The organism is Pseudomonas sp. Lb2C2 (assembly GCF_052112205.1).
In the GTDB taxonomy this organism is placed as follows: Bacteria; Pseudomonadota; Gammaproteobacteria; order Pseudomonadales; family Pseudomonadaceae; genus Aquipseudomonas; species Aquipseudomonas kilonensis.
The window spans coordinates 75518-97799 of the sequence record NZ_JAUTYW010000007.1 but is presented as its reverse complement, the minus strand read 5'-3'; the positions used below and the strand labels follow the sequence as shown (position 1 = coordinate 97799).

Here is a 22282-nt window from a genome sequence, read left to right as displayed (position 1 = left end):
GCGATGCGCTGGGTCTGTATTCTCTTCCCGCAATTGGCGCTGGACGCCGCGCTGCGTCAGCGCCCTGATCCTGACCAGCCCCTGGCCTTGCTGACCGGCCCGGCCCAACGTCGGGTGCTGCAAGCGGTGAATGCGCCAGCACGGGCTTTGGGCTTGCGTCCCGGTCAGACCATGACCGCCGCCCAGGCCTTGAGCAAAGGTTTTGCCACCGCCGAATATGACGCGGCGCAGATCGAATATTGGCAACAGTTCCTGGCAGCCTGGGCCTACCGTTTCAGCTCCCAGGTCAGCGTGCATTACCCGCGTACGCTGCTGTTCGAGATCGAGTCGAGCCTGGGACTGTTTGGCCCCTGGCCGGTGTTCGAGGCGCGCTTGCGGACCGAACTGACCGAACTGGGCTTTCGTCATCGCATCGTCGCCGCCCCCAATCCGGTGGCGGCGCGGGTGTTGGCCAATGCCTACGACGCCCTGGTGGTGCCCGACGCCGAGACCTTGCAACAATGCCTGGGAGACATGCCCGTGGAGCGGATCGGCCTGGAACCCGAGGTCGCCACGGCACTGTCGCGCATGGGCCTGCGCCGCCTGAGCCAGGTCCAGGCCTTGCCCCGGCAGACCCTGGCACGGCGCTTCGAGGCCCAGGTGCTCAAGCACCTCGACGCTCTGACGGGCAGCCGTACCCTGGCGCTGTCGTTCTACCTGCCACCAGACCGTTTCGATGTGCGCATCGAACTCAACTATGACGTGCAATCCCATCAGGCGCTGTTGTTCCCGTTGCGGCGCTTGACCGGTGACTTGTCGGCCTTCCTGTGCGGTCGCGACAGCGGCGTGCAGCGCTTCGACCTGCACCTGGAGCATGCCGCTTTGCCGGACACACTGATCAAGGTCGGCTTGCTCAGCGCCGAACGGGATCCAGCGATGCTCTTCGAACTGGCCCGCGGTCGCTTGGAACAGGTGCAGGTCGCGGCCCCGGTGCGGGGTTTTCGCTTGTGTGCCGAGGACCTGCCGAGTTTCGTGCCCCAGCGCCTGGAGCTGTTCGACGAGCGCCCGCAACAGTCCTTGCCTTGGGAGCAACTGCGCGAACGGCTGCGGGCGCGGCTGGGGGATGACGCGGTGCAGGGCCTGGGGTTTCGCGATGACCATCGACCTGAATGCGCCTGGCAAATGACGCCCCAACCCCGGCCCCAGGCCTGTCCGGTGCGCGCTGGCGTGCAGCGTCCCGGCTGGCTGCTGAATGAGGCCCAGGTGCTGCAGGACAGCCAGGCGCGAGTCCTCATGGGCCCGGAGCGCATCGAGACCGGCTGGTGGGACGGTGCCGACGTACGCCGCGACTACTACCTGATCGAAACCCACAGCGGGCAACGCGGCTGGGCCTATCGACCGGTGGGCGAGGGTGGGCCGCTGTGGCTGCAAGGCTGGTTCGCATGAGCGTTGAATATGCCGAGCTGCATTGCCTGTCGAACTTCAGTTTCCAACGTGGCGCCTCCAGTGCCCTGGAGTTGTGTCGTCGGGCCAGGCAAGAGGGCTACCAGGCCCTGGCGATCACCGACGAATGCACCTTGGCCGGAATCGTCCGGGCCTGGCAGGCGGCCAAGGAACTGGAGCTGCAACTGATCGTCGGCAGCGAAATCCAGGTCGAGAACGGCCCGAAACTGGTGTTGCTGGTGGAAGACCTGGAAGGCTATCAAGCCTTGTGCCGGCTGATCACCCGCGCCCGGCGTCGCAGCGAGAAGGGCCACTATCGCATCGTGCGAGAGGACTTCGACCAGCCCTTGCCGGGGCTGCTGGCGTTGTGGATAGCCGAGGGCAAAGACGCCGAGGAACATGGCCGTTGGCTCCAGTCGATCTTTGCCGGGCGCCTGTGGCTGACGGTCCAGTTGCATTGCGCACAGGACGACCGCCGCCGGTTGGCAGACTCGTTGGCGCTGGCCGAGCGCCTGGATCTTCCAGTTGTGGCCAGTGGCGATGTGCACATGCACGCGCGCGGTCGTCGTGCCTTGCAGGACACCATGACCGCCATCCGTCACCACGTCACGGTGGCCGAGGCTGGCCAGCGCCTGCACCCCAACGGCGAGCGCCACTTGCGCAGCCGCAAGGATCTGGCCGATCTCTACCCGCAGGCCTTGCTCGATGAAACCCTGAACATCGCCCGGCGCTGCACCTTCGATCTTGGCCAACTGCGTTACCAATACCCCCGCGAGCTGGTGCCCGAGGGGCATGCCCCGGCGTCCTGGCTGCGGGAACTGACCGAGCGTGGCATGCGCGAGCGGTGGAAGGACGGCGTGACAGACAAAGTGCGGGCACAGATCGACAAGGAGCTGAGCCTGATCGCCGAGTTGGGCTATGACAGTTATTTCCTCACCGTACAGGACATCGTCAGCTTCGCCCGCAGCCGCCATATCCTTTGCCAGGGGCGCGGTTCGGCGGCCAACTCGGCGGTGTGCTACGCCTTGGGCATCACCGAAATCGACCCCAGCCTTACCAGCCTGTTGTTCGAACGCTTCCTGTCCCGGGAGCGCAACGAGCCGCCGGACATCGACGTCGACTTTGAACATGAGCGTCGCGAGGAAGTGTTGCAGTACGTGTTCCAGCGCTATGGCCGTCATCGTGCGGCATTGACGGCGGTGGTCAGCAGTTACCACGGCGCCGGGGCGGTGCGCGATGTGGCCAAGGCCCTGGGCCTGCCGCCGGACCAGATCAACGCCCTGGCCGATTGCTGTGGCCGCTGGAGCGACGAGGCGCCGCCAGTGGAGCGCTTGCGTGAAGGCGGCTTCGACCCGGACAGCCCGGTGTTGCGCCGGGTCCTGAGCCTGACCCGGCAATTGATCGGTTTTCCCCGGCATTTGTCCCAGCACCCGGGTGGCTTCGTGATTTCCGAGCAACCCCTGGACACCCTGGTGCCGGTGGAAAACGCCGCCATGGCCGAACGCACCATCATCCAGTGGGACAAGGACGACCTGGACGCGGTCGGGTTGCTCAAGGTGGACATCCTGGCCCTGGGCATGCTCAGTGCGATTCGTCGCTGTTTCGATTTGATCGAGCATTACCGGGGCCAGCGCTACACCCTGGCGTCGCTGCCCCAGGATGATCGGGCGACCTATGAAATGATCAGCCGCGCCGACACCATCGGTGTGTTCCAGATCGAGTCCCGGGCGCAGATGTCGATGTTGCCTCGGCTGAGACCCAAGACGTTCTACGATTTGGTCATCGAAGTGGCGATCGTGCGGCCCGGGCCGATCCAGGGTGGGATGGTGCATCCGTACCTGCGCCGCAGAAACAAAGAAGAGGCAGTGACTTATCCCTCTGAAGCGCTGGAAGAAGTGCTCAACCGCACCCTGGGTGTTCCCTTGTTCCAGGAACAGGTCATGCAGATCGCCATCGTCGCGGCCGATTACACCCCGGGTGAAGCAGACCAATTGCGTCGCTCCATGGCTGCCTGGAAACGTCACGGTGGGTTGGAGCCCCATCGGGAACGCCTGGCGCAGGGGATGAAGAAAAACGGCTACACCGCTGAGTTTGCCGCGCAAATCTTCGAACAGATCAAAGGCTTCGGCAATTACGGTTTCCCGGAATCCCACGCCGCCAGTTTCGCCTTGCTGACCTACGCCAGCAGTTGGCTCAAATGCCACGAACCGGCGGCGTTCGCCTGTGCCCTGATCAACAGTTGGCCCATGGGGTTCTACAGCCCGGACCAGATCCTCCAGGATGCCCGCCGGCATCAACTGTCCATCCGTCCGGTGGACGTGCGCGCCAGCGATTGGGATTGCAGCCTCGAGCCCATGGACGGTCGGCAACCGGCGATCCGCATGGGGCTGCGCATGGTCAAGGGCTTTCGCGAAGAGGATGCCCGCCGTATCGAAGCGGCCCGCCGGCATCGGCCCTTCAGCGACGTGGCCGACTTGGGCGAGCGCGCGCAGCTCGATGCTCGGGCCCAGGCGCAACTGGCCGATGCCGGTGCCTTGCAGGGCTTGGCCGGTGATCGCCATCGTGCCCGCTGGGAAGTGGCCGGGGTGCAGAAGCAACTGGGTTTGTTCGCCGGTTTGCCATGCCAGGAAGAACCGCCCGTGGCCTTGCCAAAACCTACGCTGGGGGAAAACCTGTTTGCCGATTACACCACGCTCGGCACGACACTGGGCCCTCATCCGCTGGCCCTGCTGCGTCCCGAACTGCGCGCCCGGCGCTGCCGCAGCTCACGGGAGTTGCAAGAGGTGGAGCATGGCCGCAACGTCAGCGTCGCCGGGCTGGTCACCGGCCGCCAACGCCCGGGCACGGCCAGCGGCGTGACCTTTGTCACCCTGGAAGATGAATTCGGCAATCTCAACGTGGTGGTCTGGCGCGACCTGGCCGAGCGCCAGCGCAAGACCCTGGTGGGCTCGCAATTGCTCAAGGTCGACGGGCGCTGGGAAAGCGTCGGCGAGGTCCGCCACTTGATCGCCGGGCGCCTGAGCGACCTGACCGAGTTGCTGGCGGGTATCCAGGTGCAGAGCCGTGATTTCCGCTGAATCCGCAAACAGCTCCCTCACCATGAAACCAAACGCCAACCCGGCGCTCGAAGCTCTGATCGCAAGGGATTTGTGTATGCCGACTCCCTGCAGGCATTTTGAGGTTCAGAATCGACCATGCAGTTTCTATCCCAAAATCACGGGTGCCCTGGATGGGGCGGTGAAATGGCCGGGCGTATCCGGGCGTTCGATTGGAGCCGGACCGAGTTGGGCGCCATCGAGCACTGGTCCGCCAGCCTGCGCAGCGCCGTCCAGTTGTTGCTGGCTTCGCCCCTGCCGATGGTGATGTTGTGGGGCCGCCAGGGCTTCATGATCTACAACGATGCCTATGCCGAGTTCGCCGGTGGCCGCCATCCTTACCTGCTGGGGTGCGCGGTGGAGTTGGGTTGGCCGGAGGTCGCCGAATTCAATCGGCATGTGCTGGACGTCTGCCTGGCCGGCGGCACCTTGTCCTACCGCAGCAAAGAGCTGGTCCTGCTGCGCGACGGCAAGCCTGAAGATGTGTGGATGGACCTCTATTACAGCCCGGTGCCCGACGACGACCAGGCCCCGGCGGGCGTGCTGGCGATTGTGGTGGAAACCACCGAGCTCGTGTTGACCGAGCGCGCCCGGCAAGAGGCCGAACGCAGTTACCGAGCCGTCAATGAACGCATCCAGTTGGCCCTCTCGGCCGGACCATTGCTGGGATCGTTCGTCTGGGACATCCAAGCCGACACGCTGTCGGGCGATGAGCGTTTCGCCCGTACCTTCAACTACCCGCCAGACTGTTCGCTGGACGCACTGCCCATCGAAATCGCCCGCCAGCGCATCCACGCGGATGACCTCGAAGAGGTCAACCAGCGGGTCGAACTGACCGTGCGCACGGGCATCCCCTACAGCGCTGAATATCGGGTGCGCCGCATAGGCGGTGATTACCTGTGGGTGCTGGCCAGCGGTCGCTGCGAATTCGATGCCACGGGCAAGCCCCTGCGTTTTCCAGGTGTGCTGATTGACATCAATGAACGCAAGACAGCCGAGGCTTCGCTGCTCAAATTCACCCGCGACCTGGAACAGCGGGTCGCCGACGAGGTGCAGGCGCGGCTGGCGGCAGAAGAGCAGTTGCGTCAGTCGCAAAAGCTCGAGGCCATTGGCGGTCTCACTGGTGGCGTGGCCCATGACTTCAACAACCTGCTGCAAGTGATTGCCGGCAACCTGCACTTGCTGGCCCGCCACGAGCGGGACAACGTCAACGTGCAACGGCGGGTCAGTGCTTCCATCGAAGCCGTGGAGCGGGGGGCCAAGTTGTCATCGCAGTTGCTGGCTTTTGCCCGGCGCCAGCCATTGTCACCGGCGGTCTACAACCCACGACGCATCTACGAGGGCATGGGTGAGCTGCTGCAACGGGCCTTGGGTGAAACCATCCAGATTGAAGTGAGCCTGCCCCAGGAGCCCTGGTGCATCCACGTCGATCGCAATCAATTGGAAAACGCCCTGTTGAACCTGGCGATCAATGCGCGCGATGCCATGGGCGGCGAGGGCACCATCGGCCTGATCGGCGAGAACATCGTGCTCGATGAAGCGTTCTGTGCCGGCAAGGAAATCTCGACTGGCGACTATGTCCGGTTGTCGGTGATCGACCGCGGTGCCGGCATGCCGCCCGAGATCCTGAAGCAGGTGTTCGAACCGTTTTTCACCACCAAGACCGATGGCCAGGGCACCGGGCTTGGATTGAGCATGGTGTTCGGGTTCGTCAAGCAGAGTGGCGGCCATATCGAGATCTCCAGCGACCTGGGCGAGGGCACGCGAGTACGGATGTATTTCCCTCGAAGCCTTGCGCCCGAAGCGGGCGAAACCGAGCAACACGACGTGCTTCAGTCCGGCCGGCAAGAGACGATCCTGGTGGTGGAGGACAACGACGAGGTGCGCAGCGCGTCGGTGGAACTGCTGGAACAGTCCGGCTATCGGACCCTCACGGCCGCCAACGGCGATGAGGCGATGAAGCTGCTGCTGGAAGGCATCTCGGTCGACCTGATCTTCACCGACGTCGTCATGCCCGGCCTGATCAAGAGTTCCGACCTCGCCGCCTGGGCCAAGGTGCAGAACCCGCCGGTCCCGGTGCTGTTCACCTCGGGGCACACCCGGGACATCATCTCCCGCAACCATCAGCTGAGCCCCGATACCCATTTATTGAGCAAGCCCTACGGCCCGGACGCGCTGACCCGGATGGTGAGGAGTGTGCTGGGCGGCTGATCGCCGCGCTGTAAACAAATGGAACCGAAGCCGTCGCGCCACCTTCGAATGTTCAAGACCGGTCATCCATCCGGCCCTGCCATGAACGAGGTGCCTATGAACGACGATCCAGCAAACACCCAACCAGTCCGCCCTGCCGGGACGGACCAGGCCCAGAGCGCCGCCACGGAGGTCGATCAGAAGAATCGTCATAGGGACAATGACAACACCTTCAGCCCCGGCTTCAAGCCTGAACCGGATCGGCCGAAATCTGGCGAGGATACTGACGCTGATATTGACACCGATGGTGGCTAGCCCATGACGGATGTGCGACACCGATTCATTGTGGGAGCGAGCTTGCTCGCGATGACGGTGGCAAATTCGATATCCCTGTGACTGGACCACCGCTATCGCGAGCAAGCTCGCTCCCACAGGGAGGGCTTCGAAAAAACGGCGCTTCCCTTCCAAGGGAGGCGCCGTTTTTCCTTAAGTGAGCAGTGCCTCGCTCTACTTGCTTGGATGCGCAGCCTGAAGTTTCTTGGCGGCTTCCAGGTGATGTTGCAGCTCCGGCAGCATCTTCTGGGCGAACGCCTTGAGTTCGGTATTGCCAGCCTTCTTGTCGTCGGTAACGGTTTCGGCTTCTTTCTTGAACAGGGCGATGGTTTCTTCGTGGGCCTTGACCTGATTGTTGGCGTAGGCCGCATCAAAGGATTCATCGCGCACGTCGAGAATCTTCGCCTTGGCTTTTTTCATCAGCGTGGTGTCGTCGGGTACTTCGATGTCATGTTTTTGCGCCAGGGCTTTCAGCTCTTCGTTGGCCTTGGTGTGGTCGGTGATCATCTTGTTGGCGAATTCCTTGATGTCCGCCGATTGGCTTTTTTCCAAGGCCAGTTTGCTGGTCTCGATTTCTGCAATGCCACCGGCCGCCGCGTTGTCGACAAAGTCGTTGGAAGTCGCGGCCCATGCCATGCCCATGCTGGTACTCAGGGCAACTGCCAGGCCGAGTTGACGCAAGGTGAATCTGTCCATAGGTAAGTCTCCACACACGTTGAACGAGCGATTCTTGTCGTCTCTGAGCAATGGAGGGTGGGGTACAGGCAAAGGTTTGATCGCCAAGCGATCCGGTACGACGAACGGTCACCGCTGGTCGGATTGGCGGTCGACAGAACCCTGTCGAGGAGGCCATCCTGATAATCGACGGGCGCCGCAAGGGCGTCTGCCACCGACCCATCGAAGGAGGTGTTCCATGCCGGTGTCCCACGATTTGTGCCAGGATCTTAAATGCACAAAAGATCACATCCAGCAAAAACGCAGCGAGAATCCAAGGCTCGACTCGTTAATTCAAAAATACTCCCAACTTGATGCCGAGGTGGTCGAAGCCGAGAAACCGTCCTCCGGCGCGCTGTCCGACGATGCTTTGGAGACGCTCAAGAAGAAGCGATTGCTGGTCAAGGACGAGATCGTGGCTCAGATGCAGCGCTAGCCTCGGGACCGAACCTGTGAAGGCCCTTTGTGTTGCGAAGGGCCTTTTGGGCGGGGCCCTCACCCTCACAAACTCAGGTCAATGGATCCCAGCGCTGCGACCAGTCGCTGCCAGTCTTGACGATCTCTCGCAACACCTCGAATGCCTGCTGCAACGCCGCTGAATCCCGATCGCGGGAGTAGACCAGGTAGGTGGGGTAGTTGAATTCCGGTGCCTTGGGTACCCGTTCCAGGATGCCGCTGTCCAGGTAGCTCTGCACGACCCGTGTGCGGAAGTAGCCGCTGCCGCCGTTTTCCAGGATGTACTGCAGGGCCAGGGGGCCGAGGTTGAAGGTCACGGCGGCCTTGGCCTTGTCTGGTAGCGCGGTGTCGTGTTGGCGCCGGAAGTCAGCACTCCAGTCAATGTACACGTAGGGCTCGGGACGGGCGGCCAAGCGTACCAGGATGAGTTTTTCTTCCAGCAGCTGTTCCACCTGCAGGCGCGGCCAGTATTCGGGCTGATACACCACCGCCGCATCCAGCAGACCCAGCTCCAGCTGTTGCAGCAGTTTCTCGCCGTCGCGGATGTCCATGCGCAGGGCATGGCCGGGAATCTTCTGGCGCAGTTCGCCGGCCCAGGCGAGCATCAACGGATTGCACAGGCTGACCTCGCCTCCCAGGTGCAAGACGTTGCGATAGCCCTCGGGCAGTGGCAGGTCCCGACGGGCCGCTTCCCAGGTCTGCACGAGCTGGTTGGCGTAGACCACAAATGCTTCGCCGTCGCTGGTCAAGCGCGCGCCGGCACGGTTGCGTACGAACAGCGCGCAGCCGAGCTGGCTTTCGAGCTTCTGGACCCGGGCGGTGATCGCCGTCTGGGTCACGTGCAGCTTTTCGGCCGCAGCAGCGAGGCTGCCGTGGCGGACGATTTCCAGGAAGGTGCGGGCGAGGTCGATGTCCATATTCAGGCCGATGCGGGGGAAGCGGGCATTGTAAGAGCTGCCGCGCCTTGCCGATACCTGCGAACCGCAGATCCCTTGTGGGAGCGAGCCTGCTCGCGATAGCGGCGGGGCAGCCAGCGAAGATACTTGAGGCAAAAACACGAATCCCGCCACGGGGGCGGGATTGGTTTGCAATCAAAAGGCCCGCGAAGAACGCGAGCGCAGTCTCAGCTTGGGAACAGCTCGGACAGTTTCATGGCCAGCATCATGTCGCCTTCGGCGCGCAGCTTGCCGCCCATGAACGCTTGCATGCCGTCGGTGCTGCCGTCGACGATGCCTTGCAGGGTTTCGCCGTCCATCACCAGGGTCACCTGGGCGTCCGGGTTCTCACCTTCCTGCAGTTCGCAGGTGCTGTCCTTGACGACCAGCGAGAAATTCTTGGTATCGTCGATGCGGAAACCGAATACCAGGTCCAGGCCGGCAGCGGCGGCTGGGTTGAACTTGGCTTTCATGGCTTGTACGGCGTCGGCTACGGAGGTCATGGTTTCGATCCTTATTTGGGTGGTACAGCAAGGGTCTACAGTAATCCGGACTCAGCGGAAGGTGATGAGGTCCGGGGTCTTCAGCAGTTGCAGGTGGGCATGGCTGTTGAAGGAAGCCAGGGCCACCTCGCGGCCCCTGAATTTCAGGTGGTTGAGCGAGGTGTTGACGATTTGCCAGTTCAGTTCGAAGGCCTGTCGGGCCGGTATCTGGGTGATCAGGTGGAGCAGGGCGGTGATGGTGCCGCCGGAGGTGAACACGGCGATTTTATGGGTGTTGTCGGCTTGCTCCAGGATGCGGTGCAGGCCCGCCTGGACCCGCTCGACGAAACCCAGCCAGCTTTCCAGGCCCGGCGGATCATACTGGCCGCTGAGCCAGCGTTCGACGATCAGTGCGAAGATGCGCTGGAACTCGGCGCGGTTCTGCGCGGCGTTGCGCAGGATATGCAGCGCCTCGGGCTCCTGGGCAAGCATGTCCGGCAGCAGGGCGCGAATGACCGCGTCGGCATCGAACTCGTTGAACGCGGCGTCGATTTCCAGCCCGGGAACCGGCAACCCGGCGGCGGACATCTGGCCCAGCGCGCCGATGGCGGTATCCTGTTGGCGACGCAGGTCACCCGAGAGGCAGCGATCGAATACGACACCGAGCTCCGCCAGGTGGCCGCCGAGCACTTGCGCCTGGCGCACGCCATTGGGTGAAAGGACATCGTAGTCGTCCGCACCAAAGGAGGCCTGGCCATGTCGAATCAGATAGATACTGCCCACGTCCGCGTCATCCCGGTACGTTGAAGGTTTGGCGAGGTTATGGGGATGGCGGTGAGCTGTCAATGAAAAAACATACGCTTGTTTGAAATGCCCGTTGCAGCCTTGTCCTGCCTCGCTCGCCTCAAGGTAACCACAGGTTTCATGACTGGCCGCGACGCAGGCGCATGGGTATGCTGGAGCCGTTACGCGCCTGCGTTCAGTGGCGCATCGCATTTAAGGAGTTGCTGTGGAGTTTTTCATCGAGTACGCCGGTTTCCTGGCCAAGACCGTGACGTTGGTGATCGCCATCCTGGTGGTGCTGGCCAGTTTTGCGGCGCTGCGCAGCAAGGGGCGGCGCAAGTCGACCGGCCAGTTGCAGGTGAGCAAACTCAACGATTTCTACAAGGGACTGCGTGAGCGCCTGGAACAGACGCTGCTGGACAAGGATCAGCTCAAGGCGCTGCGCAAGGCCGAAGGCAAGGCTGAAAAGGCCGGGAAGAAGCACAAGGACAAGCCGGCGGCCAAGCCCCGGGTGTTCGTGCTGGATTTCGACGGTGACATCAAGGCTTCGGCCACCGAGAGCCTGCGTCATGAAATCACCGCGCTGCTGACCCTGGCGACACCCAAGGATGAAGTGGTGCTGCGCCTGGAAAGTGGCGGCGGCATGGTCCACAGCTACGGCCTGGCCTCGTCGCAACTGGCGCGGATCCGTCAGGCCGGAGTGCCGCTGACGGTCTGCATCGACAAGGTCGCGGCCAGCGGCGGCTACATGATGGCGTGCATCGGCGAGAAGATCATCAGCGCTCCTTTTGCGATCCTGGGCTCCATCGGCGTCGTCGCGCAATTGCCCAACGTCAACCGTCTGCTGAAGAAACATGACATCGATTTCGAAGTGTTGACGGCCGGGGAATACAAACGCACGTTGACGGTGTTCGGCGAAAATACCGAGAAGGGCCGGGAGAAATTCCAGGAAGACCTGGACATCACCCATGAGCTGTTCAAGAACTTCGTGTCCAACTACCGCCCGCAACTGGCCATCGATGAAGTAGCGACCGGTGAAGTCTGGCTGGGTGTCGCGGCGCAGGGCAAGGGCTTGGTGGACGAACTGAAAACCAGCGATGAATACCTGGCCGAGCGGGCCAAGGATGCCGAGCTGTACCACCTGCACTATGCCGAACGCAAAAGCCTGCAGGAACGTATCGGCATGGCGGCCAGCGGTTCGGTGGATCGCGTGCTGCTCAGTTGGTGGAGCCGCCTGACCCAGCAGCGGTTCTGGTAGTTCGGGGGGGGCAGGTGTTCTCGATATTGGGGATGGGCTGAAAAGTCCAGGTTCATCGCCATCCCCTTGTGGGAGCGAGCTTGCTCGCGATGACGGCGGTAGATCCGATATCGAGGCAAGCTGATCCACCGCTATCGCGAGCAAGCTCGCTCCCACAGGGGTTTCGGTGGGGCTGCGAGATTTTTTGCAAATAATGCCCAACAAAAAAGCCCTGAACCGGTATCCCCGGATCAGGGCTTTTTCATGGGGCTTTTTCAGCGACGACGGAACAGCGGCAGCGGTTCGTCAGTGGCAGCCTGGTAGGTCACCGAGAAGTCCTTGAGGCTTTCGAGGGCTTCGTAGGGGTCTTTGTCGGCACGCAAGGCGAAGGCGTCGAAGCCGCAGCGGTGCATGTAGAACAACTGGTCGCGCAATACGTCGCCAATCGCCCGCAATTCACCCTTGAAACCATAGCGGTCACGCAGCAGGCGAGCGTTGGAGTAGCTGCGCCCGTCGGTGAAGGCCGGGAAGTTCAGGGCGATGACCTGCAACTGGTTGGCGTCCTCGCCGATTTCCTCGGCTTCCTCGTCGGCGTCCAGCCACACACCCAGGCCGCCGTCGCGGGCCTTGAGGGCGTGGGCATGATCGCGCCACAGGGCCAGGGGCACGATCAGGTCGTCACAGTTGGAGATGCCGTCGAAGGTCGCGTCCTTGGGCAGCAGGTGCCAGGTTTCGTCGATGACCTCGTTGTTCTTAATGATTCGCTGCATAGACGCGTTCCTTGAAGAGGTCGATGCCAATACGTTGGTAAGTGTCGATGAAGCGCTCGTCTTCGGTACGTTGTTCGATGTACACGTCGATCAGCTTCTCGATCACGTCAGGCATGTCGTCCTGGGCAAACGACGGGCCGAGGATCTTGCCCAGGCTGGCGTCGCGGCTACCGCTGCCGCCCAGGGAAACCTGGTAGAACTCTTCGCCTTTCTTGTCCACGCCCAGGATGCCGATATGGCCGACGTGGTGGTGACCACAGGCGTTCATGCAGCCGGAAATGTTCAGGTCCAGCTCGCCGATGTCGAACAGGTAGTCCAGGTCGTCGAAACGACGCTGGATCGATTCGGCGATAGGGATCGACTTGGCGTTGGCCAGCGAGCAGAAGTCGCCGCCCGGGCAGCAGATCATGTCGGTCAGCAGGCCGATGTTCGGGGTGGCGAAACCTTGCTCGCGCAACTCTCCCCACAGGGTGAACAACTGGCTCTGTTCAACGTCTGCCAGGATGATGTTCTGCTCGTGGGAGGTGCGCAGCTGACCGAAACTGTAGCGCTCGGCCAGGTCGGCCACGGCGTCCAGTTGCTTGTCGGTGATGTCGCCCGGCGCGACGCCGGTCGGCTTCAGGGACAGGGTCACCGCGATATAACCTGGCTTCTTGTGGGCCAGAGTATTGCGGGTGCGCCAGCGGGCAAAGCCCGGGTGTTCTTTGTCGAGGGCTGCCAGTTCGGCGTCCTGATTGCCTAGCGCCTTGTACTGCGGGTCGACGAAGTGCCTGGCGACACGATGCACTTCGGCTTCGGTCAGGGTGGTTTGGCCGCCACGCAGGTGAGCCATCTCGGCTTCGACCTTCTCGGCGAACACTTCAGGCGTCAGGGCCTTGACCAGGATCTTGATCCGCGCCTTGTATTTATTGTCGCGACGGCCGTAGCGGTTGTATACCCGCAGGATGGCGTCGAGGTAGCTCAGCAGGTCCTGCCACGGCAGGAACTCGTTGATGAACGCGCCGACCACCGGCGTACGCCCGAGGCCACCGCCCACCAGCACACGGAAGCCCAGCTCGCCAGCCGCGTTGTAGACGGTCTCCAGACCGATGTCGTGGACTTCGATGGCCGCACGGTCCGAGGTCGAGCCGTTGATGGCGATCTTGAACTTGCGTGGCAGGTAGGCGAATTCCGGGTGGAAAGTCGTCCACTGGCGGACAATCTCGCACCATGGGCGCGGGTCGATCAGTTCGTCGGCCGCGACACCGGCGAACTGGTCGGTGGTGACGTTGCGCAGGCAGTTGCCGCTGGTCTGGATCGCGTGCATCTGCACGGTGGCCAGCTCGGCGAGGATCTCGGGCACATCTTCCAGGGCCGGCCAGTTGTACTGGACGTTCTGCCGGGTACTGATGTGGGCGTAGCCCTTGTCGTAGTCGCGGGCAATTTGCGCCAGTTTGCGCACCTGGCGCGAGGTCAGCTGGCCATAAGGCACAGCCACACGCAGCATCGGGGCGAAGCGCTGGATATACAGGCCATTCTGCAAGCGCAGAGGGCGGAATTCTTCTTCGCTCAGCTCGCCTGCCAGATAGCGTCGGGTCTGATCACGGAACTGCTTGACGCGGTCCTCGATGATCCGCTGATCGTACTCGTCATATACGTACATATAAGTCTCGGTCTCAGGCTTGGGCCGATCAGAAACAGCTGCATGTTGGCTCGCTGGAATCGGGTTCTGCCTCGGCAATTCTGCGCGCACGGCCGCGCACTCCTAGAGGAGCCGGTGCAAGATACCTGTTTTGAGTTATGCGCAAAAGTGATGTTTGAGTATATGTAAAGAACCAAATCGACTAATGAGATTGATTATTGCCTAACCCACATTTGTCGTGCGGGCAATCATCGTCTTAACTGTGGTCGAGTCCCTATGCAATCACCTACAAAACCGACAAGAGGCGATGCAATGAGCAATCCGACCAAAGCAAGGAAAAGCGACAGTTCTGTTGATGCCTGGGCCATTTTGTTCCTGATTATCCTGGTGGTGGGCACCGCAGTGTTCTGGGTCAGCCATCAATAAACTCTAGCGGTTGCTGGCCACACGAAGGTCTCGTGTTCATGTGCCCGATCGCCACCCGGGTCGTTATACTGGGTGGCGTATTATTTGGGGCGGGCGGGATGTCGAAGTTTATCTGCAGGCTATTGGGGCTGTTATGCCTGTCATTCTGGGTGCAGGCCCAGGCCGCCAATGGTGTGTCCTCTTCGGCAACCGAGGTTTTGGCTGCCAGTTCGGCTGCGCCTTCAGTCGTGTTCCTTAATCCGGGACACTCCACCGAGCCCTTCTGGGTCAGCTATAGCGAATTCATGCAAGCGGCGGCAAGCGGGCTGGGTTTGCGGCTGCGCGTGGAATATGCCGGGCGCGACCCCCAACGGATGATACGCCAGGCCCGCGAGGCCATCGCCGCGAAAGACCGTCCGGACTACCTGGTGTTGGTCAACGAGCAGTATGTCGCCCCGCGGATCCTGCAGTTGGCGCAGGGCAGTGGGGTCAAGCTGTTCCTGGTGAACAACACGTTGACCAGCGATCAGACTCGCCTGCTGGCAGAGGACGGTGCCCTGCCGCCCGAGTTACTTGGCAGCCTGGTGCCCAACGATGAGCGCAGCGGTTACCTGATGCTCAAGGAACTCTTGCGCCAATACGGGCCGCTGGCGCCTGGGCAGACGCTCGACTTGCTGGCCTTTTCCGGGAAGAAACTCACCCCTTCGGCGCAACTGCGTGAGAAAGGCCTGCTCCGGGCGTTGGCCGAGCACCCGCAAGTGCATCTGCGCCAATTGGTGTATGGCGAGTGGAATCGCGAACGGGCTTATGAGCAGGCGAGCCAGTTGGTCAAGCGCTATCCGCAGACGGCGCTGGTCTGGTCGGCCAACGATGAAATGGCCCTGGGCGCCATGCAGGCGTTCGAGGAGGCGGGTCGCCAGCCGGGCAAGGATGTGTTGTTCAGCGCCATGAACAGCTCCAGGGCGGCGCTCCAGGCACGTATCGACGGGCGCTTGAGCGTACTGTTCACCGGGCATTTCAGCTTGGGGGGCTGGGCCATGGTGCTGCTCCATGATCACGCCCGGGGCGTCGACCTCGCGCGCCATGGCGGCTACAACCAGCAGGTCGACCTGATGCAGTCGCTCGATAAAGCCCGGGCCCGCGCGTGGTTGAACATGAATCCTGCCAAGGACTATCGCCTGGACTTCAAACGCTTCAGCCTGGTGTCCCACCCGGATGGCCAGCGCTATGCCTTTTCGCTCGATGCGCTGGGGGGGCGCTAGAGCGGCTCAGATCGAGGCTGGCGAGACGGGCAATATGACTGTTTCGGTTCGAAAGAGATCTGGTTCCATAGTGTGCCGATACGTTTTATACGCCCGCAAAGTACAACACCAGATTGACGATCCCATACAACGTCAACCCGAAAACCACCGTAAACAGGATGCCGAGGATGATGAAGTGGCTCGGCTTGCCATGGGTGAAGTCGCGGGCGCGGTTTTTTCCGCTTTGCACGCCAAGGGCCGCCGCTCCCACGCTGTGCAGCATTTGCCAGAGGGTGGGTGCCTTATTTTCGGTTGGTTCGTCCATGATGCTCTCCATACACAAGGTCGTATGTGGAGAGCATAGCCAATTGCTGCGGACTTAGTTGTCGTAACCCAGGTTCGGCGACAGCCAGCGTTCGGTCACGCTCAAGTCCTGGCCCTTGCGTGCGGTGTAGCTCTGGACCTGGTCCTTGTCGATCTTGCCCACGGCGAAGTATTGCGCCTGGGGATGGGCGAAATACCAGCCGCTGACCGCGGCTGCCGGGAACATGGCGTAGTGTTCGGTGAGGAACACACCGCTGCGCCCGGCCTTCAGTTCGCTGGCCTCGGGGTCGAGCAGACGGAACAGGGTGGCTTTCTCGGTGTGGTCCGGGCAGGCCGGGTAGCCGGGGGCAGGGCGGATGCCGGTGTATTGCTCCTTGATCAGGGCGTCGTTGTCCAGACTTTCGTCCTGGGCGTAGCCCCAATAGTCTTTGCGCACCTGCTGGTGCAGCCATTCGGCACAGGCTTCGGCCAGTCGGTCGGCCAGGGCCTTGACCATGATCGAGTTGTAGTCGTCGCCGGCCTCCTGGTAGGCCTTGGCGACTTCTTCGGCGCCGATGCCGGCGGTGGTAATGAAGCCGCCGACGTAGTCGGTCACGCCGCTGTCCTTCGGCGCGACGAAGTCGGCCAGGGAGAAGTTCGGCTTGCCGTCGGTCTTGATGATCTGTTGGCGCAGGTGATGCAGACGGGCCAGTGGCTTGCCATCGTCGCCGTAGACTTCCAGGTCATCGTCGTGCACCTGGTTGGCCGGCCAGAAGCCGAACACGGCGCGGGCGCTGATGAGTTTCTCGTCGATCAACTTGCGCAGCATCGCCCGGGCGTCGGCGTACAGCGCGGTGGCGGCTTCGCCGACCACTTCGTCGGTGAGGATGCGCGGGTATTTGCCGGCCAGGTCCCAGGAAATGAAGAACGGTGTCCAGTCGATGTATTCGGCCAGGACGTTCAGGTCGATGTTGTCCAGTACTTTGGCGCCGGTGAAGGTCGGCTTGACCGGCTGGTAGCTGCTCCAGTCGAATTGTGGCTTCTTGGCCACGGCGGCGGGGTAGCTCAGGCGCTCGGTGCGGGCGCTGCGGTTGGAGGTACGCTCGCGTACGTCGATGTAGTCCAGGCGGGTTTTTTCGACGAAAGCCGGCTTGAGCTCCTTGGACAGCAACTGGGTCGCCACGCCTACGGCGCGGGAGGCATCGGTGACGTAGATCACCGCGTCGTTGCTGTACTTGGGCTCGATCTTCACTGCCGTGTGGGCCTTGGAGGTGGTGGCGCCACCAATCATCAGCGGCAGATGGAAATCCTGGCGCTGCATCTCCCGCGCCACATGCACCATCTCATCCAGTGACGGGGTGATCAGCCCAGACAGGCCGATGATGTCGCACTTCTGCTCCTTGGCCACCTGCAGGATCTTCTCCGCCGGCACCATCACGCCCAGGTCGACGATGTCATAGCCGTTGCAACCGAGCACCACGCCGACGATGTTCTTGCCGATGTCATGCACGTCGCCCTTGACCGTGGCCATCAGGATCTTGCCCTTGGCCTCCGGCTTGTCGCCTTTTTCCGCCTCGATGAACGGGATCAGGTGAGCCACGGCCTGCTTCATCACACGGGCGGACTTGACCACTTGGGGCAGGAACATTTTGCCGGCGCCAAACAGGTCGCCGACGATGTTCATGCCGGCCATCAGCGGGCCTTCGATGACCTCGATCGGCCGGGCGAAAGACAGTCGCGACTCCTCGGTGTCTTCAACGATGTGGGTGGTGATGCCCTTGACCAGCGCATGCTCCAGGCGCTTGTTCACTTCCCAGCCGCGCCATTCCTCGGTTTCCGCTTCCTTGACGCTGCCGTCGCCCTTGTACTTGTCGGCGATGGCGAGCAGGGCGTCGGTGCCTTCGGGGGTGCGGTTGAGGATCACGTCTTCCACGGCGTCGCGCAGTTCCACCGGGATCTGGTCGTAGATCTCCAGTTGGCCGGCGTTGACGATGCCCATGGTCAGGCCCGCGCGGATCGCATAGAACAGGAACACCGAGTGGATCGCCTCGCGCACCGGGTTGTTGCCGCGGAACGAGAAGGACACGTTGGAGACCCCGCCGGAGGTCAGCGCGTAGGGCAGTTCGTCGCGGATATAGGCGCAGGCGTTGATGAAATCCACGGCATAGTTGTTGTGCTCTTCGATACCGGTGGCGACGGCGAAGATGTTCGGGTCGAAGATGATGTCTTCCGGCGGGAATCCCACTTCATTGACCAGGATGTCGTAGGAGCGCTTGCAGATTTCCTTCTTGCGCGCCTCGGTGTCGGCCTGGCCGGCTTCGTCGAAGGCCATCACTACCACGGCGGCGCCGTAGCGCTTGCACAGTTTGGCGTGATGGATGAACTGCTCGACGCCTTCCTTCATGCTGATGGAGTTGACGATGCCCTTGCCCTGGATGCACTTGAGGCCGGCTTCGATCACTTCCCACTTGGAGGAGTCAATCATGATCGGCACGCGGGAGATGTCCGGTTCGCCGGCAATCAGATTGAGGAAGGTCACCATGGCCTTCTTCGAATCGAGCATGCCCTCGTCCATGTTGATGTCGATCACCTGGGCGCCGGCCTCGACCTGTTGCAGGGCCACTTCCAGGGCTTCGGTGTAGTTGTCCTCGCGGATCAGCCGGGCGAACTTGGCGGAACCGGTGATGTTGGTCCGCTCGCCGACGTTGACGAACAGCGAGCTGCGATCGATGGTGAACGGTTCCAGGCCCGACAGGCGGCAGGCCCGCGGGATCTCCGGGATTGGCCGCGGCGCATAGCCGGCCACGGCCTTGGCGATGGCTTCGATGTGCGCCGGGGTGGTGCCGCAGCAGCCGCCGACAATGTTCAGGAAGCCGCTCTGGGCGAACTCTTCGATGACCTTGGCCGTTTCGGCTGGCAGTTCGTCGTATTCACCGAATTCGTTGGGCAGGCCGGCGTTGGGGTGGGCCGATACGTGGGTGCTGGCCTTGTTCGACAGCTCCTCCAGGTACGGGCGCAGTTCGCTGGCACCGAGGGCGCAGTTCAGGCCGACGGAGATCGGCTTGGCGTGGGCCACCGAGTTCCAGAAGGCTTCGGTGGTCTGGCCCGAGAGGGTGCGACCGGAGGCGTCGGTGATGGTGCCGGAGATCATGATTGGCAGTTCGACGCCCAGTTCTTCGTAGACGCCTTGCACGGCAAAGATCGCCGCCTTGGCGTTCAGCGTGTCGAAAATGGTTTCGATCAGGATCAGGTCGGCGCCGCCTTCGATCAGGCCCTTGGTGGCCTCGGTGTAGTTCTCCACCAGTTCGTCGAAGGTCACATTGCGGTAGCCGGGGTTGTTCACATCCGGCGACAGCGAGCAGGTGCGGCTGGTCGGGCCGAGCACGCCGGCGACGAAGCGCGGCTTGTCCGGGGTTTCCAGGGTCTTGGCGTCGGCCACTTTACGGGCCAGGCGCGCGCCTTCCAGGTTCAGCTCGTAGGCCAGGCTCTGCATGCCATAGTCGGCCTGGGACACCTGGGTGGCGTTGAAGGTGTTGGTTTCCAGGATGTCGGCACCGGCATCCAGGTAGGCTTTTTCAATGGCGCCGATTACGTCGGGACGGCTGAGCACCAGCAAATCGTTGTTGCCCTTGACGTCGCTCGGCCAGTCGGCGAAGCGCTTGCCGCGGTAGTCCTGTTCTTCCAGCTTGTAGCTCTGGATCATCGTGCCCATGCCGCCGTCGAGGATCAGGATGCGTTCCTTGAGGGCTTGCTGGAGAAGATAAAGGCGAGCGCTGCGATCAGACATAGGACTACCTGGAAAAAAAGACCATTACGAAGGCCGCGATGATAGCAAACCTGTGCAGGATTTGATCATGACGGGCTTTTGCATGAATATCGCTCATGTTTGCAAGGCGATGCTGGCCCGGTAGAATCGGCGGATTATCTCTTTGGGACCCGAGACATGCCGTACCGCGTCTTATTCGGCAGTCTGTTGCTGCTGTTGTGTTTTACCGCAGCCGCCGGGAGTCCCGCTCCCGCGATCTCCTACACCCGCGACATCCAGCCAATTTTCACGGAAAAATGCGTGGCCTGCCATGCCTGCTACGACTCTGCCTGCCAGTTGAACCTGGGCAGCGGCGAAGGTGCGGCACGGGGAGCGAGCAAGCTGTCGGTGTACGACGGCGAGCGGCGCCAGGCGGCCGATCCGACTCGCTTGTTCTATGACGCCTCCGGCCAGCGTGCCTGGCAGCGCAAGGGCTTTTATTCCGTGCTCGACGCCCAAGGCAGCCAGGCTGCCCTGATGGCGCGCATGCTGGAGTTGGGCCACCGCACGCCACTGCAGCCCAACGCCAAGCTGCCGGAAGAGATCGTGCTAGGCCTCAATCGTGAAAACAGCTGCGCGATGCCGGATCAATTCGACGAATACGCAGGCAGCCATCCCAAGGAAGGCATGCCCCTGGCCGTCACCGGCCTGACCGACCAGCAATACCAGACCCTGCAGCGCTGGCTGGCCGCAGGCGCTCCCATCGATCAGCAGGCCTTGGCTCCGAGCGCCGCCGAAGCCTTGCAGGTGGTGCAATGGGAAAACCTGCTCAATGCTCCTGGCGCCCGGGAAAGCCTGGTGGGCCGCTGGTTGTTCGAGCATTGGTTCCTGGCGCACATCTATTTCAAGGACGGCGAGCCGGGGCATTTCTTCCAGTGGGTCCGTTCGCGCACGCCCACCGGCCAGCCGATCGACCTGATCAATACCCGCCGTCCGAATGATGACCCTGGTACCCGTGTGTATTACCGGCTCTGGCCGGTGCAAGGGGTGATCGTGCACAAGACCCACATCACCTACGGCTTGAGCGCGGCGAAGATGGCGCGCATCAAGAGCCTGTTCTACAGCGGTAAATGGCAGGTTTCCGCGTTGCCGGGCTACGGTCCGGAGCGCCGGGCCAACCCGTTTTCCACCTTCGAAGCGATCCCGGCCCAGGCTCGCTACCAGTTCATGCTCGATAACGCCGAGTATTTTGTGCGTACGTTCATTCGTGGGCCGGTGTGCCGGGGCCAGATTGCTACCGACGTGATCCGCGACAATTTCTGGGCGCTGTTCCAGGACCCCGAACATGACTTGTACGTCACTGACCCGAACTACCGCGGCCAGGCCACGCCGCTGCTGGCGATGCCGGGGCAGAACGATGATGTGGGCAGCGTCCTCAGCCTGTGGCTCGACTACCGGGACAAACGCAACGAGTACGAAGCCTTGCGCCGCGATAATTATGCTGAGCTGCCGGCGCCGAGCTGGTCGACGCTGTGGGCCGGGAATGACAATGCACTGCTGAGCATTTTCCGGCACTTCGACAGTGCCTCGGTCAACAAGGGCCTGATCGGCGAGGTGCCGCAGACGATGTGGCTGTTCGACTTCCCGTTGCTGGAGCGCACCTATTACCAGTTGGCGGTGAATTTCGATGTGTTCGGCAACGTGTCCCACCAGGCCCAGACCCGGCTGTATTTCGACCTGATCCGCAACGGTGCGGAGCAGAATTTCCTGCGCCTGATGCCGGCCGACTCCCGGGAAGGCTACCTTGACGACTGGTACCAGGCCGGCGGCAAATTCAAGATGTGGCTCGATTACGAGGCCATCGACGATGACACGCCGACCGCCCTCAAGCTTGACGAACACGATCCCAAGGGCGATTTCACCCAGCAATTGCTGGCCCGTTATGGCGAGCTGAATGCCCGTCCCGATCCGATCAACCGCTGTGACGGTGCCTACTGCTCGCGTCCGAACATCGACCTGGCGCTGCAAAACGCCGAACAGGCCCTCAGCCGCCTGGTGTCGCGCCCGGCGGCGGGGCTCAAGGTGATCGACCAACTGCCGGAAGCGACCTTGCTGCGTGTCGAAACCGCCAGTGGTCAGCGTGAGGTCTACAGCCTGCTGCGCAACCGTGCCCACAGCAACGTGGCGTTTCTGCTGGGCGAGGAGGCGCGCTACCAGCCGGGGCTGGACACGCTGACGGTCTACCCGGGCGTGCTCAGCAGCTACCCGAACTTCATGTTCAACATTCCGGCCGGGCAAGTGCCGGCGTTCGTCGAGGCCATGCAAGGCGCCCAGGATGCGCCAGCGTTCGAGCGGATTGTCGAGCACTGGGGCATCCGTCGCAGTCACCCGCAGTTCTGGTACTACTTCCATGACCTGAGCCAATACATCCAGGAGACGGAGCCCGTGGAAAGCGGTGTGTTGGACATGAATCGCTACCAGAACCTCTGATCGACAGCTCCGGCGGCAAACCCCGTGCCGCCGGGCGCTTTCCTGACAAAAATACTAGGA

General features: G+C 62.2%; 16 protein-coding genes. 8 read left to right on the top strand and 8 right to left on the bottom strand.

What is annotated here, in order from left to right:
• Window positions 1-3: 3 nt before the first annotated feature.
• From Q7F16_RS21510 to Q7F16_RS21495, 4 genes are all read left to right on the top strand, one after another.
• The gene (locus Q7F16_RS21510) at window positions 4-1425 is read left to right on the top strand and encodes a Y-family DNA polymerase (RefSeq protein WP_409556804.1); all 1422 of its coding nucleotides are present in this window, start codon (window positions 4-6) and stop codon (window positions 1423-1425) included.
• On the top strand, window positions 1401-4499 hold the full coding sequence (locus Q7F16_RS21505; RefSeq protein ID WP_409556805.1) for an error-prone DNA polymerase: 3099 nt from the start codon (window positions 1401-1403) through the stop codon (window positions 4497-4499). Before Q7F16_RS21510 ends, Q7F16_RS21505 begins: the two co-directional genes overlap by 25 nt.
• Window positions 4500-4616: 117 nt before the next feature.
• On the top strand, window positions 4617-6728 hold the full coding sequence (locus Q7F16_RS21500; RefSeq protein ID WP_409556806.1) for an ATP-binding protein: 2112 nt from the start codon (window positions 4617-4619) through the stop codon (window positions 6726-6728).
• Between the two features lie 81 nt (window positions 6729-6809).
• Complete coding sequence (locus Q7F16_RS21495) at window positions 6810-7022, top strand: hypothetical protein (RefSeq protein WP_409556807.1); 213 nt, start codon at window positions 6810-6812, stop codon at window positions 7020-7022.
• A gap of 192 nt (window positions 7023-7214) precedes the next feature.
• Here Q7F16_RS21495 and Q7F16_RS21490 read toward each other — a convergent pair whose 3' ends face one another.
• A complete protein-coding gene (locus Q7F16_RS21490) occupies window positions 7215-7736 on the bottom strand; it encodes a DUF4142 domain-containing protein (RefSeq protein WP_018604791.1) in 522 nt (173 codons plus the stop codon).
• Window positions 7737-7953: 217 nt separating this feature from the next.
• Here Q7F16_RS21490 and Q7F16_RS21485 point away from each other — a divergent pair, with 217 nt between their 5' ends.
• The gene (locus Q7F16_RS21485; RefSeq protein WP_003200175.1) at window positions 7954-8190 is read left to right on the top strand and encodes a YdcH family protein; all 237 of its coding nucleotides are present in this window, start codon (window positions 7954-7956) and stop codon (window positions 8188-8190) included.
• Window positions 8191-8263: 73 nt separating this feature from the next.
• Here the strand turns inward: Q7F16_RS21485 and Q7F16_RS21480 are convergent, their stop codons facing one another.
• The 3 genes from Q7F16_RS21480 to Q7F16_RS21470 form a co-directional block, all read right to left on the bottom strand.
• Window positions 8264-9127, bottom strand: a complete 864-nt coding sequence (locus Q7F16_RS21480; protein ID WP_003200177.1) for a LysR family transcriptional regulator — start codon at window positions 9125-9127, stop codon at window positions 8264-8266.
• A gap of 206 nt (window positions 9128-9333) precedes the next feature.
• Window positions 9334-9648 (bottom strand): SCP2 sterol-binding domain-containing protein, encoded by a 315-nt coding sequence (locus tag Q7F16_RS21475; RefSeq protein WP_046062064.1) that lies wholly within the window; start codon window positions 9646-9648, stop codon window positions 9334-9336.
• 51 nt (window positions 9649-9699) lie between these two features.
• Window positions 9700-10410 (bottom strand): histidine phosphatase family protein, encoded by a 711-nt coding sequence (locus Q7F16_RS21470; protein ID WP_409556808.1) that lies wholly within the window; start codon window positions 10408-10410, stop codon window positions 9700-9702.
• Between the two features lie 226 nt (window positions 10411-10636).
• Here Q7F16_RS21470 and sohB point away from each other — a divergent pair, with 226 nt between their 5' ends.
• Window positions 10637-11668, top strand: coding sequence for a protease SohB (sohB, locus tag Q7F16_RS21465; protein WP_046062062.1), 1032 nt, complete (start codon window positions 10637-10639; stop codon window positions 11666-11668).
• Between the two features lie 254 nt (window positions 11669-11922).
• Here the strand turns inward: sohB and Q7F16_RS21460 are convergent, their stop codons facing one another.
• Entirely contained in the window at window positions 11923-12417 is a 495-nt protein-coding gene (locus tag Q7F16_RS21460) for a DUF934 domain-containing protein (RefSeq protein ID WP_014338669.1), read from the bottom strand.
• Window positions 12401-14059, bottom strand: coding sequence for a nitrite/sulfite reductase (locus tag Q7F16_RS21455; RefSeq protein ID WP_014338670.1), 1659 nt, complete (start codon window positions 14057-14059; stop codon window positions 12401-12403). Before Q7F16_RS21455 ends, Q7F16_RS21460 begins: the two co-directional genes overlap by 17 nt.
• A 503-nt stretch (window positions 14060-14562) precedes the next feature.
• Between Q7F16_RS21455 and Q7F16_RS21450 the strand changes: the two genes are divergently transcribed.
• The gene (locus Q7F16_RS21450; protein ID WP_409556809.1) at window positions 14563-15705 is read left to right on the top strand and encodes an ABC transporter substrate-binding protein; all 1143 of its coding nucleotides are present in this window, start codon (window positions 14563-14565) and stop codon (window positions 15703-15705) included.
• Window positions 15706-15790: 85 nt separating this feature from the next.
• Here Q7F16_RS21450 and Q7F16_RS21445 read toward each other — a convergent pair whose 3' ends face one another.
• Together Q7F16_RS21445 and metH are read right to left on the bottom strand one after the other, a co-directional pair.
• Complete coding sequence (locus tag Q7F16_RS21445) at window positions 15791-16009, bottom strand: DUF2970 domain-containing protein (RefSeq protein WP_079302480.1); 219 nt, start codon at window positions 16007-16009, stop codon at window positions 15791-15793.
• A gap of 54 nt (window positions 16010-16063) precedes the next feature.
• Window positions 16064-19774 carry a methionine synthase gene (gene metH, locus Q7F16_RS21440; RefSeq protein WP_409556810.1) on the bottom strand — a complete coding sequence of 1237 codons (3711 nt, stop codon included), beginning with the start codon at window positions 19772-19774 and terminating at the stop codon, window positions 16064-16066.
• 156 nt (window positions 19775-19930) lie between these two features.
• Between metH and Q7F16_RS21435 the strand changes: the two genes are divergently transcribed.
• Window positions 19931-22222: a fatty acid cis/trans isomerase gene (locus Q7F16_RS21435; RefSeq protein ID WP_409556811.1), complete on the top strand. Its 2292-nt coding sequence runs from the start codon at window positions 19931-19933 to the stop codon at window positions 22220-22222.
• Window positions 22223-22282: the final 60 nt, after the last annotated feature.